Genomic DNA, 15,367 nt, shown 5'->3' with positions numbered 1-15,367 from the left:
GAAGAAACAATAAGAAATTATATTGCGAACCAATTCAATGAAGAAAAGAACGACATATTCACGATTGAAGAGTGAGTTTAGTCAAAATTTAGTTTGCTTAAAGCATTTGGACTTGGAGAGGACTTCAGTCTTAAGAAACGACTTTAGTCGTAGACATTTTATGTCCAAATCCACCTGCTTTAGCAGGTGGTCGTTTAAGGTTTTATTTAACTCAAATGTGGCCCGTACATAAAAGAAGAGGAGCTCTTTGTGACACCGAAGCTCACGGAAAAGAAAGATGGAAGCTTGTTTTTTGAGGTTACATTGAACCATGACTGAGAATTTCTGCAATGGATCATGCAATAAGGAATGGATGCAGAGATCATTGAACCAATTGAATACCAAGAAAAAATGAAACAGATGCTCGCCACTGGTTAAAAATTTATCAATAAAACGTTTTTTCGCTTACAATAGGTTGTCATTTCACTTTGTTATCCTATGAATGTAAATCACATTCAATAGGGGGAAACGAAATGAAGAAAACAGGGAAATTATTCATGTCAGTTGTAGCAGCAGCTATGATTGCAACTGGTTGTGGCGAGGAAGCAACGATTGAGAAGGTTGATGGAGAAACGGAAGTAAGTGCAGAAGCAAAGAAAGAAGAGAATTGGTTAGAAGAAAAGAACAATCTAACAGAAGAAGAGCAGATGATTAAAAGCTTCGTACAACATTTCTTATACGACCGATGAGGAAGCACGTGAAAAAGCGATTGATGATTTCATTCACCCTGATGTTCAACCGTTGTTTCATCTGATGAACGGTTTTACTGAAGAATCTGAGTTCACAACGATTGACTTAAATCAGTTTGCAATTATTGAATCAATGGAGCATGAAGATGATGGAGAAACAGGAATTCTTTTGCCAGATTACAAGGTCAAGATGGAAGTTTGAAGAAATGTTGTTCTTTATTTACGAATACAAACTAGGCTGGATCTTTAGCCCTACTATTGAAGATGATGAGATGCGTGATACTTATTATGAGTTGCGGACACTTCTATCAGCAGATACACCACGAGAAGATCTGTTAGTCAAATATGAAGCGGAAGAAAGTCAAGAAGCTGAGGTCGATTCATCAGAAGGCAATGAAAATGAAGTTGGTACACGAAACAATCCGCTGACAATTGGAGAACGGGTAACTCTTTCATATAACGACCTTTTTCAAGGTGCTGTCAAATTAGAAATTGAAATGCTAGAACTCATTAGTGGCGATGAAGCTTGGGATATGGTCCGTAAAGGAAACCAATTCAATGAAGAAAAGAACGACATATTTACTAGCTGCTATTAACCTTTTGGTAGGGAAGATAAGAGGTGCAATAGGGGTGCTGGTTGTCCTAGCATGCGGGCTATTAGGCGCCATATTCGGCAGTGCTTTTACTGGTATTGCTGCAGTAGGGCCAATTATGACCCCGCAGATGATTGCGCAAGGATTCAGTAGGGGTTACGCAACTTCGTTAGTCAGTGTGTCTTCGATATTAGGCGTTCTCATACCGCCAATTGTTCCCTTAATTATTTATGGGTGGGTGACAGGTACTTCCGTGTTAGGTGCTTTTCTAGCAACAGTTGGACCTGCTGTTTTGCTAATCATCATCTTTTCAACGATCAATATCCTATAGCCGGAAGATGGTAAATCATGAACTGGCCAGCGCACTAAAAGAGAAAGTGGAATTAGATCCACAGAAGAAAAACAACAGCATAAAAATTATTATATCTGCTATTCCAGGAATCCTGATGCCAGTTATTATCCTAGGCGGAATCTATGGCGGAGTATTTACTCCTACAGAAGCTGGGACTGTGGCTGGAGTAGTCGCTATTTTTATAGGAATCGCCATCTATCGTGAATTAGGCCGTTTGCGGTCTACAGCAGGAAGCCTGTCATCAAGCCTATAGGGGTTATTTTTTTGCTTCAATGTTTAGAAAATATGAAATTCGTCCGGTAGTCTGAGACACTCGGTCAAGCTAAGAAAAGGTAAGGAACACAAACCTACTTGCCCCTAGTTCCTTTGGGTAAATTCAAATTTATAGTGTCTACTTTTGGGATCGCAACGCACAGGTATGGAATCTATTCTAAATAATTAGCATATGCAACTTCAGGTCAATTATTTTTATGGAACCGATCTCCCGCTACGTCGACCAAAAAGACGTCCTTTTCCTTTTCTAGAGTGTTGAGGGACATTATATCCATCAAGCTCAGGACAGGCAAGGACGTCAACAATGTGACATTATAATACAACAAAATTAACAACAACCAACTATCGTCAGTTGCACCTTTATCATATTCTCATACTCTATCATCGGGTGGTGACCAGGCACCTGAATATCAAAAACCCAAAACCTTCCTCACCCTCTGAACATACGTCTGGCTAATCAAAAGAGTTGCACCGTCTGGCCCTTTTAACGTAACCTCTAAATTTGATGACAGATCACGAGAGATGTGTTTAACAGAAGAAATATTCACGATATAGGAGCGATGAATCCGAATAAACGAGTCTGGTAATCGTTGTTCCAGTGTTTTAAGAGGGAATTTTGAAGTAAAGCAGCCATCCTCTGTATAAATAAGCGTTTTCTTTTGATGACTTTCAATATAAATCACCTGTTCAATAGAAATCGGAATCCAAACATCCGCCCTTCTACCAACAATAAAAGAAAGAGATGTGTTTTTTTTAAACGAATAGTCTGGTGGTAGAATGACGGTTAAAGCACCTCTGAAACCTGACTCTGCATCCTCAAGCGGGTAACCAACCCCATAATAAGGAGTACCAAACACTGATTTATCAACCAAAGATTCAACCCGACTCTTCTGCAAATACACACGCTCTGTAATACTCCCCGAAGGAATCGGTTGCCCTTGATTAATTCGAATGTCATGACTCCCAGGAATGTACGTGACATAATTATCTCCACCTGCAATTGCGATAGAAGCCTCTGCCGGAACCCAATCCTCAATGAATTTGGAAAATTGACGAATATCACCGTTTTTCAAAATTTCCCTCCTCCTTTTCGATTTAGTAATGTGAAATGATTGGTTAATACCATCTATTTGTATTCTATCTAGAAATATAACGATTTGTCACTTTTTTGACACAAAATCATTCTTCTCTTATACAATTAAAACAGATAAATTGTTATCGTTTGGATAGGAGTAATTGTATAAATATAGTATTTGCAGGATCCGAACCAATTTATTCTGCCATTAGTTAACTTTAGTATACAACATAATGAAAGCGCTTCAAAATAATGAAAGTCCTATTAACGACTAAAATCGTTTACTCATCGCAAATAACCAAAGGGGGATACTAGAAAATGATATCACAAACACTTTCTACAAAAAAGGGAAATCACAACTTGAAACATTACGATGACTTATACAATTCCTTTCAATGGTCACAAGTAGAACAAGATTTCACTTGGCATAAAACGGGTCTTGTTAACATGGGGCATGAAGCCATCGATCGTCATGCTGATTCAGAAAAAGGCGATAACGTTGCTCTCTATTATTCAGATCAAAACGGAAAAGAAGAATATACGTTTAAAGAAATGAGAGATTTCTCCAATAAAGCAGGAAATGTCTTAAAAAATATTGGCGTGACAAAAGGCGATCGGGTCTTCATTTTCATGCCTCGTTCTCCTGAACTGTATTTCGTCTTACTAGGGACGATTAAACTTGGTGCAATTGTTGGGCCATTATTTGAAGCGTTTATGGAAGGAGCAGTACGGGATCGTCTTGAAGACAGTGGCGCAAAAGTGCTTGTCACAACCCCTGAATTAGTTGGGCGTGTTCCCGTTGACGAACTACCTGATCTTGAGAAGATTGTGATTGTCGGAAACGATGTCAAAGAAGACGGGAAGTATATTGATTTTCATCCCCAGTTTGAACAAGCGAGCAACAAATTAGAGATTGAATGGGTCGATCGTGAAGACGGGATGATCCTCCATTACACGTCCGGTTCAACAGGAAAGCCCAAAGGCGTGTTACATGTACACAACGCGATGGTCCAACATTACCAAACCGCTAAATGGGTCCTCGATTTAAAAGAGGATGATGTTTACTGGTGTACCGCAGACCCAGGTTGGGTAACAGGAACATCGTATGGCATTTTTGCGCCATGGCTTGCCGGTGCCACAACCGTTGTCCGAGGAGGGCGATTTAGTACTGATGACTGGTATCAGACCCTCGAACAGTATAACGTTTCCGTCTGGTATAGTGCACCGACTGCTTTCCGGATGTTAATGGGCGCTGGCAATCAATTAATTGAAAAATACAATCTTTCCTCCTTACGACATGTATTAAGTGTAGGAGAGCCGCTAAACCCGGAAGTAATACGGTGGGGAATGCAGGTGATGAACTTAAGAATCCATGATACGTGGTGGATGACGGAAACGGGAGCTCAACTCATCTGTAACTATCCTTCAATGGAAATCAAACCGGGCTCAATGGGAAAACCGATACCTGGGGTGGAAGCGGCGATTGTCGATGACCATGGGAACGAGCTTCCTCCAAATCGAATGGGCAATCTCGCCATCAAAAAAGGCTGGCCCTCAATGATGAGAGCAATCTGGAATCGTTCAGAAAAATATGAATCTTATTTCCTTGCCGGTGATTGGTATGTTTCAGGAGACTCGGCTTACATGGACGAAGACGGCTATTTTTGGTTCCAAGGCCGGGTGGACGACGTTATTATGACAGCTGGTGAACGGGTCGGCCCTTTTGAGATAGAAAGCAAACTACTTGAACACCCCGCTGTTGCAGAGGCCGGAGTGATTGGTAAACCAGATCCGATTCGCGGAGAAATCATCAAAGCCTTTATTTCACTTCGAGACGGCTATGAACAAAGCGCAGAACTGCAAGAAGACATCCGTACCTTTGTCAAAAAGGGACTCGCTGCACATGCGGCACCAAGAGAAATTGAATTTAAAGATAAATTACCGAAAACAAGAAGCGGAAAGATTATGAGAAGAGTGTTAAAGGCATGGGAGCTTAACCTTCCAACAGGTGATTTATCGACCATGGAAGAATAAATAGCCAACAGTTCATTAATGTATGCCTTTTTACAAACCTCAGACCGCTCATTAAGAAGGTTCTTCCCTTCTATTAATAAGTAGTTAGTAGGGGCTCGCATAATACTTACACGACCTGTGCTTTGGATCCTTGATTTCAAAGCTATTAAATGAACGAGGGAGGAAATAAAATGAAAACAACGAAAAACAGGTGGTTCATCGCTTTATCTGCGATTGCCATCCACCTTTCCATTGGTGCCGCATACGCATATAGCGTCTATACGAACCCAATTCGTGATACGATGGGCTGGTCAACGACAGAAATTACGATAGCGTTTACGATTATGATGGCGCTTGCTGGGATCGCAGCTGCATTTTTTGGAACATTTGTTGAACGTAATGGCCCAAGGAAGTCAGCAATGCTCGCAGCCCTACTGTTTGGTTTAGGGCAAGCAGGTTCTGGAGTTGCGATTGCCATTGACTCTCAACTGTTATTTCTTCTTACTTACGGGGTTGCAAGTGGGCTTGGAATGGGAATTGGTTACATCTCACCCGTTTCAACTTTGGTGAAATGGTTCCCTGATCGTAGAGGGTTAGCTACAGGGATGGCGGTCATGGGATTTGGTGCAGGTGCTTTGATTACGGCTCCGATTGCAGCTAGCCTGATGGCATCGATTGGAATTACAACAACGTTCTATATTTTAGGTGGTAGTTATTTTGTCGTTATGATGTTGGGTGCTTCTTATATTGCCCCACCTCCTGATGGGTGGATGCCAAATGAGATGAAAAAGGACATCGCCTCTGGAAAAAAGGTAGTTAAGAAAGATTTGTCCCAATTAACCGCTAAAGAAGCTGTTCGTACAAGACGTTTTTGGATGTTATGGACGATGATGCTTATCAATACAACGGCAGGGATTATGATGATTTCTGTTGCGTCTCCGATGGCGCAAGAAGTCGTTGGTTTAACAGCCGTAGCCGCAGCAACCATGGTCGGAGTGATGGGAATTTTTAATGGCGGTGGTAGACTTGGTTGGGCTGCCCTTTCTGACTATATCGGTCGCCCTACTGTATTCTTACTATTCTTTGTTCTGCAAATCATCGCTTTCTTGTTACTTCCTGCGATAACGAATGTCTTGTTGTTTCAAGCACTAATTTTAGTTGTTGTTAGCTGTTACGGTGGCGGTTTCTCAAATCTACCCGCGTTTATTGGTGATTTATTTGGAACGAAACAACTTGGTGCCATTCATGGTCTTTTGTTAACGACTTGGTCATTAGGCGGGATTTTAGGTCCTCTCTTAGTATCACAAATTAGAGAACGAACGGAAAGTTACATTCCTGTGTTCTACGTTTTTACAGCATTAATTATGGTCGCGTTCTTTGTCTCTATCTTCCTTCGATTAGACATCCAAAAAAGCGAAAAAGAAAAACTTCGAAATCAAACAGAGGGAATCGCTTAAAGTATCTGTTCAAAAGGAGTGTTTTTGAGGCTACTTAAAAAGGAACGCTTATTGAAAATAATGAAGAATTTCATCGACATACAGAGAACAAAAGAAGCTAATCATCTACATATAGTAGATGGATAGCTTCTTTTTCTCTTTAAACAGACTTTTTCTAGCGGCCTCGTAACTACCCACTCTTTGGTCCGAGGACGGTGGTGACACTCACCATAAGGTCATTTTATGACCTTATGGGCAGCCCCTTTTTACGTTTTAACTCGTTTTGTAAAAATAGTAAGCGGGAATAAGGAAGTAAAAGGTCAAAAAGAATAGGGGGTACTATGTTTTTCAATGACTGGGAAACAATTAGCAGAACAATAATTGTAGGGGTTTTGGCCTACATAGGATTAATTTTAATTTTAAGAGTCTCAGGAAAACGTACGCTTTCAAAAATGAATGCGTTTGATTTAATTGTGACGGTAGCACTTGGTTCCACTCTAGCAACGATTCTATTAAACCAAAATATAGCGCTGGCAGAAGGATTAACTGCTTTTACAGTGTTAGTTGGCATGCAGTATATATTAGCTTGGCTGTCAGTCAGGTCAAGTAAGTTTAGTCAGATAATAAAGTCAAATCCCGAGCTTCTCTATTATAATGGACAATTTTTGAGCGCAGCTATGAAAGAAAAACGAGTTCTAGAAATTGAAATTCTCCAAGCGGCCCGATCGAATAATATCAGATCAATGGAAAATGTTGAAGCTGTTATTTTAGAGACAGATGGTAACATATCTGTAATTAAAAAGTCTAATACCGTTAATCAATCCACTTTGGTAAATGTGAGTAATACTGAATGAGGGAAATTAAATAGAGTACTGCGTATGGAAAATAAAGCAGATTCAAAAATAAGAAAATCTGTTATTTATGAGTTTAATTTCTCTATATGTGATAGTGGTAGTTCTATAAGGGGAAAAATCACTCAGACAATGAGGAAAAAGAGGAGGAGTTATGCCTGACATTTGGGATTCGAAAGATCAATTAGAGGTAAAAGTAGGACGGTTCCGATTATACTTCAAAAAAAGATATAAACTCATTACAACAGTAAATGATTTATTAATAGGTATGCTATTTGTAGCTGGAAGTTGTCTTAACTTCTATTCAGCGACAGAGACTTTTGGCAACGTGTTATACCTTTGCGGCAGTTTATTTCTAGTGGGTCGACCAGGTTTAAGGATTATGCACGATGCCTCGCTTCGTAAGGAGATGAAGGATTCCGATAACTATACTCCAAATTAAGCATAAAATAAGAACATGCGTCTATTTTGTTTCTACCTTCTATCTTACACATGTACCCTCTTTTGCAATTTTCCTAGATAGATTTTCGGTAGTGTCAATAAGTTTGTGTAAATCATTAAATAGGGTACTTCAGTGACCAAGGTATGCAGTACCGTTCCAATAGATACTATGAATTAATTAAGGAATATAATCTTACACCAAGTATGTCAAGAAAGGGTACATGCCTAGATAACGCATGTATAGAAGGTTTCTTTTCCCACTCCAAGGAAGAGGCTTTTCTCCTCTATCCTTGCGACTCAGTTAAGGGAGCTTATGAGTCTGTGTCTAAGTACATTAAGTATTTTAATACGCAAAGGTATCAAAAGAGATTTAATAATATGACTCCAGCTCAGTATTTTAATGTGATGTTAGCATAGATAAAGGCAAGACCAGGCACTGGTCCAAGAGCCTGGATCAAAGCATTAACACCGCTTTACATGGAGAGGCGGGCAGTGATAACCTGATTCGGTATGCCAATCTATTTTTACTAAAGTTGGGCCTTGGCAAGAAAATCATGCTCGCAGAGGCTCCTTGTCAAGCTCACGGATATGTGATCCACACAAAAAGTCAACTATCTTTTTAGGTGCCGTTAAAGGTGGATCTGTCGAAATTATAAGTGTCCAAATAATTGGGTATTGACCACAGGCACAGATTGCAATCAAGATTTCCATATGCAATTTTAGTAATGGTAAACGGGGATCAGGAAAGTCTACAATGCTTAACTTTGTTGAAGGTTATTTAGATAGAGATAAAATGTGAACTGATTCCTTTGTGTATGTTAGCGTTTGTTGTACATATAACTTTCCTTTTTCTAAATCAAATCAACCAGAAGCCTATGTCCCCCAATTTGTTTCTGTAAATAAATATCAAATAGACAAAAAAACGCCGGATAAATTTCCGGCGTTATATTAAATCCTACTCGGTTCCTTCATAAAGTAGCTTGGCTTGTAATGAAGATCGACTGTTGACCCCTAACTTTTTATAAATATTTTTAGCGTGCTTATTTACTGTGTGGACACTAATGAATAATGATTTTGAAATTTCCTTATAGGTGCAACCCTTTTTCAAATAAAAACAAACCTCTTTTTCTCGCATTGTCAATTCATTAAATAGATCATTTTCTTGTAAGGTTACTACTTTATCTCTTTCTATGATAATAGCATAACGGCTTTCCTTTGATAAAAATAGCTCTTGATGGCCTATGATTTTAATTTTATATCCTAGAAGCCTCAGCACGGGTGAACTCAAAAAATGATTTGAGAGGTTTGAAACTATTTTTTCCACAAAGTCCTCCATACTTTTATATACATTTGTTTCTCTATAAATATCCCATACAGCCTGGTTCATATAGTTAATCTCATAGTATTGGTCGAGCAATATTAAGCCCGTATCACTTTTAGAAGCAAATGACTCCAATAATTCTTTCTCTTGGCGCAGTTCTTCATATTCTCTTTCTAAGTATAATAAATTTGATACGATTGGGGACAGGGTCCGTGCCCTTTGAAAATCAACCTCAGTAAACCCTTTTTCCGATAGGGGTCTGCACATACCAAGAACACCGACAAACTTATTATGTGAATAAAATGTCATCGTCATTTTGTGATATTGGCCGTGTTTTTTCATAAATTCCCTGTAATAGTTTGAGGATTTGTATTCTTCCAAAGAAACTACATCTTCCATTCGTAAAGCTGTGTTCTCACGGTATAAATCTAAGTGTTTTTGGGGGTGCAAATAATCATGATCATGGAAATAATTAACATAATCTTCTACTAAATAATCACTAATTCTGTGGTTGATCGGATTGGATAAGTTGCCTTTTTGGTCAATTTTCCAAAAAATTGACGAATGATAACCGAAATATTGAGATAGCAAATGCTGGAGTTCATCTGTTCCTTTTTTAAAATTGACGGATAAAGCGGAAATTAGTTGCATCATGCGCTCACACTCTGATTTGGACAAGTTGATTTGAGAAAGCATACGACAGTCCCCCTTTCATCTAGATACTAATTTAAGTACCTTTTCTATCTATAAAGTATTTATTATAGCCATATTCGTAAGCGCTTTCTAGATTTATAATATCATTAAGTTTAAATATTATAAATAGTCAAATAATAGAGGGGGTTAAAAAATGATCAAAGATGAATTATGGCAATTGACTGCAACGGAATTGGCTTTTGGAATCCGAACCAAACAAATTTCATCGCGTGAGGCAGTTATCAGTTGCTTAAATCGCATTGAGGAAGTGAATCCCTTAGTTAATGCCCTTGTGGAGGTTTCCAGAGAAGAGGCGTTAGCTGCGGCTGATGCAGCCGACAAGGCTGTCTCAAATGGAGAACAATTAGGCCCAATCCATGGGGTGCCTGTTTCCATAAAGATAAACAGTGACCAGGCAAATCATACAACCACAAACGGTGTTGTTGCCTTTAAAGACAACATGGCTGTTACAGACAGTCCTCAAGTTGCCAATTTAAGAAAATCGGGAGCAGTTTTAGTAGGACGAAGCAATTCTCCAGCATTCAATTTTAGATGGTTTACAAATAATGATTTGCATGGACGAACGCTCAATCCATGGAATGTTTCACGAACCCCAGGTGGTTCAACTGGTGGTGGTGCTGCAGCTGTTGCGACAGGAATGGTACCGATTGCCCACGGTAATGACAGTGGTGGATCGATTAGATATCCTGCTTATGCATGTGGAATAACTGGATTACGCCCTACAGTTGGGAGAGTCCCTCAGTGGAGTGGGCCGGTGGATGTTGATCAAGTTTTATCAAATCAATCCATGTTAGTTCAGGGGCCTTTGGCACGTACGGTGGCTGACCTTCGATTGGCACTTTCAGGTATGTGTAACTTTGATCCACGTGACCCGTTGTATATGCCGGTTCCATTAGTTGGTGAGCCTCTCCAAAAGCCAATTCGTGTCGGATTATTGCGGGATGTTGGTGTAGCTAAACCTACCCCTGCGGTTAATCAGGCCTTAGATACAGCAGCAATGAATTTAAGGAATGCTGGTTATGTTGTAGAAGAGGTGGAGATACCATTATTCGCTGAAGCATACAGACTTTGGTTTTTACTATGTATGGAAGAGTTCCGTCAGATTATGCCTCTTGTTGAACAGGTTGGAGATGAAGGTATGAAACTGGCGGCCAAACACTACTATGCAGTTCAGCAGGATTGGTGGGGACCGAGTCCTAGTCTTAAAGATTATATGGACGGCTATGCACGTCGTGGTACTCTAATAGCAAATTTACAGCAGTTTTTACAGGATTATCCCATATTATTGCTACCGGTATCAGCTGAACAAGCGTTTGAGCAGGATGCCGATATAGTTAGCGAAGAGAGTATGCGTCGGATTACGGCAGCACAGTGGTCAATGGTGTCAATACCATTACTAGGATTTCCAGCTCTTGCTGTACCTACATCCATTGCAGAAGGGTTGCCCGTTGGAGTTCAGCTTCTAGGAAGAAGGTTTCGTGAGGATATTTTGCTTGAAGCCGCTGAGATTATTGAGGCTCATTCAGATGTTATTACTCCAATTGATCCTTGCTAAGAGTTAAGTAGAAGCAACACATATATTTTGTAGAGATAAGTATTGATCGATAAGTGGATATCCGTAGATTGGTAATAAGGAAAAGTATAACAAATTGAAAAAATGGGAGGGTGGATAGTGTCATCTAAACAAGATTATTTGTTTGAGGTAAGGTCAGTATCGAAAAGCTACGGTTCCAGCCAAGCTCTTTCAGATGTTACATTCACGTTAACGCCAGGAGAAACAGTTGCAGTAATTGGACAAAACGGGGCTGGTAAATCAACTTTCGCTAAGATTATAGCAGGTTCAATCCAACCTGATGAAGGTGAAATTTATGTAAAAAGCCGCAGAGTGACATTATTCCCTCCTAAGAATGCTTTAAGGAACGGTATTGCCTTTATTCCACAAGAACTCGCTTATGTACCGGAACTCACCGTTGCTGAAAATGTTATGCTAGGCCGGCTCCCGAATCGAAAAGGATTCATATCTTATAAAGAGATGGTAAAACGAACAAAACATGAGGCGGAACGTTTTGGATTAAATATTGATCCTTTGCGTAAGATGTCCTCATTGAAATTAGCAGACAAACAAATTGTAGAAATCCTTAAGGCTTTATCAAGAAGAGCGAGTGTAATTTTACTTGATGAGCCTACAGCTTCATTATCTGATAATGAGAGCAAAAAGTTGTTTAGTATTATCGGTAAGCTTGCGAAAGAAGAAAAGGTTGGAATCGTTTATATATCCCACCGAATGGATGAGGTATTTAATTTTAGTGATCGAATCGATGTCTTCAGAAATGGAAGACTTGTTGCTTCTGAACAGACAGCAGATAGTGATCATGAAAAATTAATTGCTCATATGCTTGGGAAAAAGAGAGAACAGATTACCCTCGAGAAGTTCGAGTATCCTAGTGCTAATCCAACTCTTTCAGTTCTAAATTGGTCTAGCCGAGGGCTACCAAGTTTATCAAATGTGACTTTTAATGTGAAAGAAAAAGAAGTAGTTAGTATCTTTGGGGTACGCGGATGTGGTGCGGAAATAGTAGCTGAAGGACTTGTTGGGCTCCAAAAAGGGATTGAAGGAGAGATAATATTAGAAGGTGAAAAGCACAGAATTTTTCGTAACCCTTTAGAGGCTAAAAAAGCCAATATTGCATATGTACCAGCTGACCGAAAGAAACAAGGATTGGTATTGAATTTGTCGATAGGAAAAAATGCAACGCTTCCAATCTTAAGATTATTATCAAACTTAGGATTAATGAACTCTTTGGAAGAGCGTAAAACTGCAGAAAAGTACACCTCACGTTTTAACACAAAATGTCAGAATATTGAACAAAAAGTATCAGAGTTGAGTGGGGGAAATCAACAGAAAATTCTTTTGGCCGGCAGGTTTGCGATGAACCCGAAAGTAATGGTTCTCCAAGAACCATCACGTGGTGTAGATATCGGGGCACGATTGGAAATTCATAAACAACTTAGGGAATTTGCTTCTGAAGGTACCGCAATTCTTGTTGTAACCTCTGATGTGGAAGAAGCAGTTAATATTAGTGATCGATTACTTGTTATGCGAGACGGTGCATTGGTTGGTGAATTAAAAGGAGAAAAAATCTCACAAGATGAAGTTCTTCGGTTAGCCTCAGGAACTTCTTAGATAAATGGAGGAGTACTTAAATGAAATTAAATGCTGATTCTGAATCTACTTTACCATCGGCACTTCCGATTAAAAGAAAAAGAAAGCAGTTAAACGATGTCGCATTGCTGTTTCTATTTTATGTGATGATTCTCATTTTCTTTACATCCTTTACTGATTCTTTTTTTAGTTTTTCCAATACATTAAATATTCTTGATAGTATAGCGGTGCTTGGAATAGTAGCCATTGGTCAAGCATTTACCATCATTTCAGGTGGATTCGATTTTTCAGTTGGTGGAGTAGTTCCTCTAGGAGCAGTCATTTATGTAACCATTATAAATGCAGGAGTTAACGTGCCCTTAGCGATAATAATCGTCCTCGCTATAGGGGCGATGGTAGGTTTGATTAATGGTTTTTTGATAGGTAAGTTGAGGATTACTCCATTAATTGCGACACTTGGTACTTTTTCGGTTACGGCCGGTCTGGCGAGCGTCATTACCGGTGGATTGACAACCGCCTTAGACAATCCTGATGCAGCTTTTCTTGCTGGCAGTTCAGTAGGTGGCATTTCTTATTATGTATGGTTGCTAATATTACTAAGTGTATTGGGATTTATTACACTGCATTATACTTTATTCGGCCGCACTCTTTATGCATTAGGAGGAAATAAAGAAGCTACCAGACTTGCCGGAATTTCAACGGATTTCATCACGTTTTTAGTTTACGTTATTAGTGGCATCTTGGCTGCGTTAGCAGGTATTGTTGTGGCGAGTCAATTGATGGCTGGGTCAGGGACGATGGGACTTGACACTAATTTATTATCCATTACTGCTGTTATTTTGGGGGGGGGGTCTTTAGCAGGAGGAACTGGTGGAATTATTGGAACTCTCGTTGGCGTTCTCATTCTCGGTACACTTTCAAATGGTATGGCGTTAATCCAGGTTCAATCCTTCTACCAACAAATTGCAACTGGAGTCGTGCTATTAATTGCCGTCATTTCAAGTCGCCTTCGCAATGACAACTCGGAGGAATAACCACTAATTGAAGGGGAAATACCCAATTACTTATATGAAAAGGGGAGAACTAGATGAAATTTTACAGTAAAAAGTTATTTGTCCTCACTCTCATTGTATTGATGTCATTACTTGCAGCATGTGGTGAAAACAGTAATCCGGCAAGCTCAGACAAAAATTCTGAAAATCCTGAATCTGAAAACAACGATGCAGAAAAACAAACTGAACAAGAAGAATATTTTTTTACCTTTGCTAACGTCACGGAGTCAGGTCCATTATTCGTTGAGCTAGGTGAAGGGGTAAAAGAGGCTGCAGAAGTAGCCGGTATTAAATTGAAAACATACGATAACAAATTTGATGGCCCTACAGCTCTACAAAACTCTAAATTAATGGTTCAAGATAAACCAGACCTAATCATCGAATATAATGGTGTGGAAGGAGTAGGTAAATCACTTGAAGCCGTGTTTAAAAAAGCAGGCATACCTACAATTGCGGTTAACATTCCTGTTCCTGGAAGTCCATTGTTTAATCTAAGCAATGAGGAAATTGGAATCGATACTGGAAAGGTAGTTGCAGAGGTCGCCAAGGAAAAAGGTTGGACAGCAGATAATACAACAGTACTCTTGGTACAAAGTTCAAAAGGTGGATGGGAAATAAACAACAGTGTCCGCTATTTCTATGTTACTGTTGCGGAGGAAACGGGGATGCAAGAAGTTAAACCTGAAGACATCACTCCGATGACCACAAAAATTGGGGAACACTTTATACAAGTTGATTCAGAGGCTACATTAGAATCAAGCTATCAAGCAGTGAAGAACGTGATTCAAACGATTCCAAAAGACCGTAATATTCTTCTGTATTCCATAAATGATGATTCTTCTTTAGGAGCATGGCGTGCTATTGAAGATGCCAACCGTACTGAGAAAACGTTGGTAGCGGGATTGGGTGGAAGCAAGCAAGGGTTAGATGAATTACGAAATAATGAGAATTGGGTTGCTGAAGGAAGTTTCTTTATGGGTAGCTGGGGACAGTATATCATGGCGATGGGCGTAGCTATACTGAACGGTGCCGAACCACCTGAAGTAACTTTTTCCCCTCAGGTAGTGCTCACGAAAAAAAACGTAGAAGAATATTATAATGGTGGATATGAACCAGTTGTGCTCCCAGAATTGCCAGAACAGAACCAATATCTGATTGAAACAGGCGTTCTTCAAAAATTCAATAATATAGAAGGGTTGGAGTAATATTTAGTACTTCAAGAGTACTCATTCCATAGGTAGGGTGAGCTTTTTCACAGAATCTAAAATAAAAGATTAATTTAAACACCTTCACGAGTGGAGCGAATGTCATGAAGATATTCGTGATTCTCTGAAGGTGTTTTTTGAAATAAGACT

15 protein-coding genes are annotated in these 15,367 nt (G+C 39.5%); 13 read left to right on the top strand and 2 right to left on the bottom strand.

Annotation, left to right across the window (positions count from 1 at the left end; all coding sequences use genetic code 11):
- Positions 1 to 512 precede the first annotated feature (512 nt).
- The 4 genes from LDX58_RS18890 to LDX58_RS26120 all read left to right on the top strand — a co-directional run bounded on the left by LDX58_RS18890 (position 513) and on the right by LDX58_RS26120 (position 1,926).
- Positions 513 to 728 (top strand): hypothetical protein, encoded by a 216-nt coding sequence (locus LDX58_RS18890; protein WP_227938369.1) that lies wholly within the window; start codon positions 513 to 515, stop codon positions 726 to 728.
- A gap of 146 nt (positions 729 to 874) precedes the next feature.
- A complete protein-coding gene (locus tag LDX58_RS18885; RefSeq protein WP_227938367.1) occupies positions 875 to 1,324 on the top strand; it encodes a hypothetical protein in 450 nt (149 codons plus the stop codon).
- A complete protein-coding gene (locus LDX58_RS26125) occupies positions 1,287 to 1,652 on the top strand; it encodes a TRAP transporter large permease subunit (protein ID WP_265416759.1) in 366 nt (121 codons plus the stop codon). The genes LDX58_RS18885 and LDX58_RS26125 overlap by 38 nt, the downstream gene beginning before the upstream one ends.
- A 7-nt stretch (positions 1,653 to 1,659) precedes the next feature.
- Positions 1,660 to 1,926, top strand: coding sequence for a TRAP transporter large permease subunit (locus LDX58_RS26120; RefSeq protein ID WP_308017575.1), 267 nt, complete (start codon positions 1,660 to 1,662; stop codon positions 1,924 to 1,926).
- A 430-nt stretch (positions 1,927 to 2,356) separates the two neighbouring features.
- Here LDX58_RS26120 and LDX58_RS18875 read toward each other — a convergent pair whose 3' ends face one another.
- Positions 2,357 to 3,019, bottom strand: coding sequence for a LytTR family DNA-binding domain-containing protein (locus LDX58_RS18875; RefSeq protein WP_227938365.1), 663 nt, complete (start codon positions 3,017 to 3,019; stop codon positions 2,357 to 2,359).
- 320 nt (positions 3,020 to 3,339) lie between these two features.
- Between LDX58_RS18875 and acsA the strand changes: the two genes are divergently transcribed.
- The 5 genes from acsA to LDX58_RS18850 all read left to right on the top strand — a co-directional run bounded on the left by acsA (position 3,340) and on the right by LDX58_RS18850 (position 8,179).
- Positions 3,340 to 5,055, top strand: coding sequence for an acetate--CoA ligase (gene acsA / locus LDX58_RS18870; protein WP_227938363.1), 1,716 nt, complete (start codon positions 3,340 to 3,342; stop codon positions 5,053 to 5,055).
- A gap of 170 nt (positions 5,056 to 5,225) precedes the next feature.
- Positions 5,226 to 6,491, top strand: coding sequence for an L-lactate MFS transporter (locus tag LDX58_RS18865; protein WP_227938361.1), 1,266 nt, complete (start codon positions 5,226 to 5,228; stop codon positions 6,489 to 6,491).
- 320 nt (positions 6,492 to 6,811) lie between these two features.
- The gene (locus LDX58_RS18860; RefSeq protein ID WP_227938358.1) at positions 6,812 to 7,324 is read left to right on the top strand and encodes a DUF421 domain-containing protein; all 513 of its coding nucleotides are present in this window, start codon (positions 6,812 to 6,814) and stop codon (positions 7,322 to 7,324) included.
- A 151-nt stretch (positions 7,325 to 7,475) separates the two neighbouring features.
- Positions 7,476 to 7,763, top strand: coding sequence for a YrhK family protein (locus LDX58_RS18855; protein WP_227938356.1), 288 nt, complete (start codon positions 7,476 to 7,478; stop codon positions 7,761 to 7,763).
- A gap of 143 nt (positions 7,764 to 7,906) precedes the next feature.
- Complete coding sequence (locus LDX58_RS18850; protein WP_372459248.1) at positions 7,907 to 8,179, top strand: IS3 family transposase; 273 nt, start codon at positions 7,907 to 7,909, stop codon at positions 8,177 to 8,179.
- A gap of 538 nt (positions 8,180 to 8,717) precedes the next feature.
- Here LDX58_RS18850 and LDX58_RS18845 read toward each other — a convergent pair.
- On the bottom strand, positions 8,718 to 9,779 hold the full coding sequence (locus LDX58_RS18845) for a helix-turn-helix transcriptional regulator (RefSeq protein WP_227938355.1): 1,062 nt from the start codon (positions 9,777 to 9,779) through the stop codon (positions 8,718 to 8,720).
- 151 nt (positions 9,780 to 9,930) lie between these two features.
- Here LDX58_RS18845 and LDX58_RS18840 point away from each other — a divergent pair, with 151 nt between their 5' ends.
- The 4 genes from LDX58_RS18840 (at position 9,931) to LDX58_RS18825 (ending at position 15,217) form a co-directional block, all read left to right on the top strand.
- Positions 9,931 to 11,352, top strand: a complete 1,422-nt coding sequence (locus LDX58_RS18840; RefSeq protein WP_227938354.1) for an amidase family protein — start codon at positions 9,931 to 9,933, stop codon at positions 11,350 to 11,352.
- A gap of 117 nt (positions 11,353 to 11,469) precedes the next feature.
- Positions 11,470 to 12,981, top strand: coding sequence for a sugar ABC transporter ATP-binding protein (locus LDX58_RS18835; RefSeq protein WP_227938353.1), 1,512 nt, complete (start codon positions 11,470 to 11,472; stop codon positions 12,979 to 12,981).
- A 20-nt stretch (positions 12,982 to 13,001) separates the two neighbouring features.
- On the top strand, positions 13,002 to 13,994 hold the full coding sequence (locus LDX58_RS18830; RefSeq protein ID WP_227938352.1) for an ABC transporter permease: 993 nt from the start codon (positions 13,002 to 13,004) through the stop codon (positions 13,992 to 13,994).
- Positions 13,995 to 14,047: 53 nt separating this feature from the next.
- Positions 14,048 to 15,217: a sugar ABC transporter substrate-binding protein gene (locus LDX58_RS18825; RefSeq protein WP_227938351.1), complete on the top strand. Its 1,170-nt coding sequence runs from the start codon at positions 14,048 to 14,050 to the stop codon at positions 15,215 to 15,217.
- Positions 15,218 to 15,367: the final 150 nt, after the last annotated feature.

It is taken from the genome of Alkalihalobacillus deserti (assembly GCF_020734105.1).
GTDB classification, from domain to species: Bacteria; Bacillota; Bacilli; order Bacillales; family Bacillaceae_D; genus Halalkalibacter; species Halalkalibacter deserti.
The sequence above is the reverse complement of the archived record's forward strand: the minus strand, read 5'-3'. Positions and strand labels throughout refer to the sequence as shown.

Bases quoted from the DNA above. Each gene is read 5' to 3' on its own strand.
- LDX58_RS18890 (WP_227938369.1), top strand. From the start codon at position 513: ATGAAGAAAACAGGGAAATTATTCATGTCAGTTGTAGCAGCAGCTATG.
- LDX58_RS18885 (WP_227938367.1), top strand. From the start codon at position 875: ATGATGGAGAAACAGGAATTCTTTTGCCAGATTACAAGGTCAAGATGG.
- LDX58_RS26125 (WP_265416759.1), top strand. From the start codon at position 1,287: ATGAAGAAAAGAACGACATATTTACTAGCTGCTATTAACCTTTTGGTA.
- LDX58_RS26120 (WP_308017575.1), top strand. From the start codon at position 1,660: ATGGTAAATCATGAACTGGCCAGCGCACTAAAAGAGAAAGTGGAATTA.
- acsA (WP_227938363.1), top strand. From the start codon at position 3,340: ATGATATCACAAACACTTTCTACAAAAAAGGGAAATCACAACTTGAAA.
- LDX58_RS18865 (WP_227938361.1), top strand. From the start codon at position 5,226: ATGAAAACAACGAAAAACAGGTGGTTCATCGCTTTATCTGCGATTGCC.
- LDX58_RS18860 (WP_227938358.1), top strand. From the start codon at position 6,812: ATGTTTTTCAATGACTGGGAAACAATTAGCAGAACAATAATTGTAGGG.
- LDX58_RS18855 (WP_227938356.1), top strand. From the start codon at position 7,476: ATGCCTGACATTTGGGATTCGAAAGATCAATTAGAGGTAAAAGTAGGA.
- LDX58_RS18850 (WP_372459248.1), top strand. From the start codon at position 7,907: ATGCAGTACCGTTCCAATAGATACTATGAATTAATTAAGGAATATAAT.
- LDX58_RS18845 (WP_227938355.1), bottom strand. From the start codon at position 9,779: ATGCTTTCTCAAATCAACTTGTCCAAATCAGAGTGTGAGCGCATGATG.
- LDX58_RS18840 (WP_227938354.1), top strand. From the start codon at position 9,931: ATGATCAAAGATGAATTATGGCAATTGACTGCAACGGAATTGGCTTTT.
- LDX58_RS18830 (WP_227938352.1), top strand. From the start codon at position 13,002: ATGAAATTAAATGCTGATTCTGAATCTACTTTACCATCGGCACTTCCG.
- LDX58_RS18825 (WP_227938351.1), top strand. From the start codon at position 14,048: ATGAAATTTTACAGTAAAAAGTTATTTGTCCTCACTCTCATTGTATTG.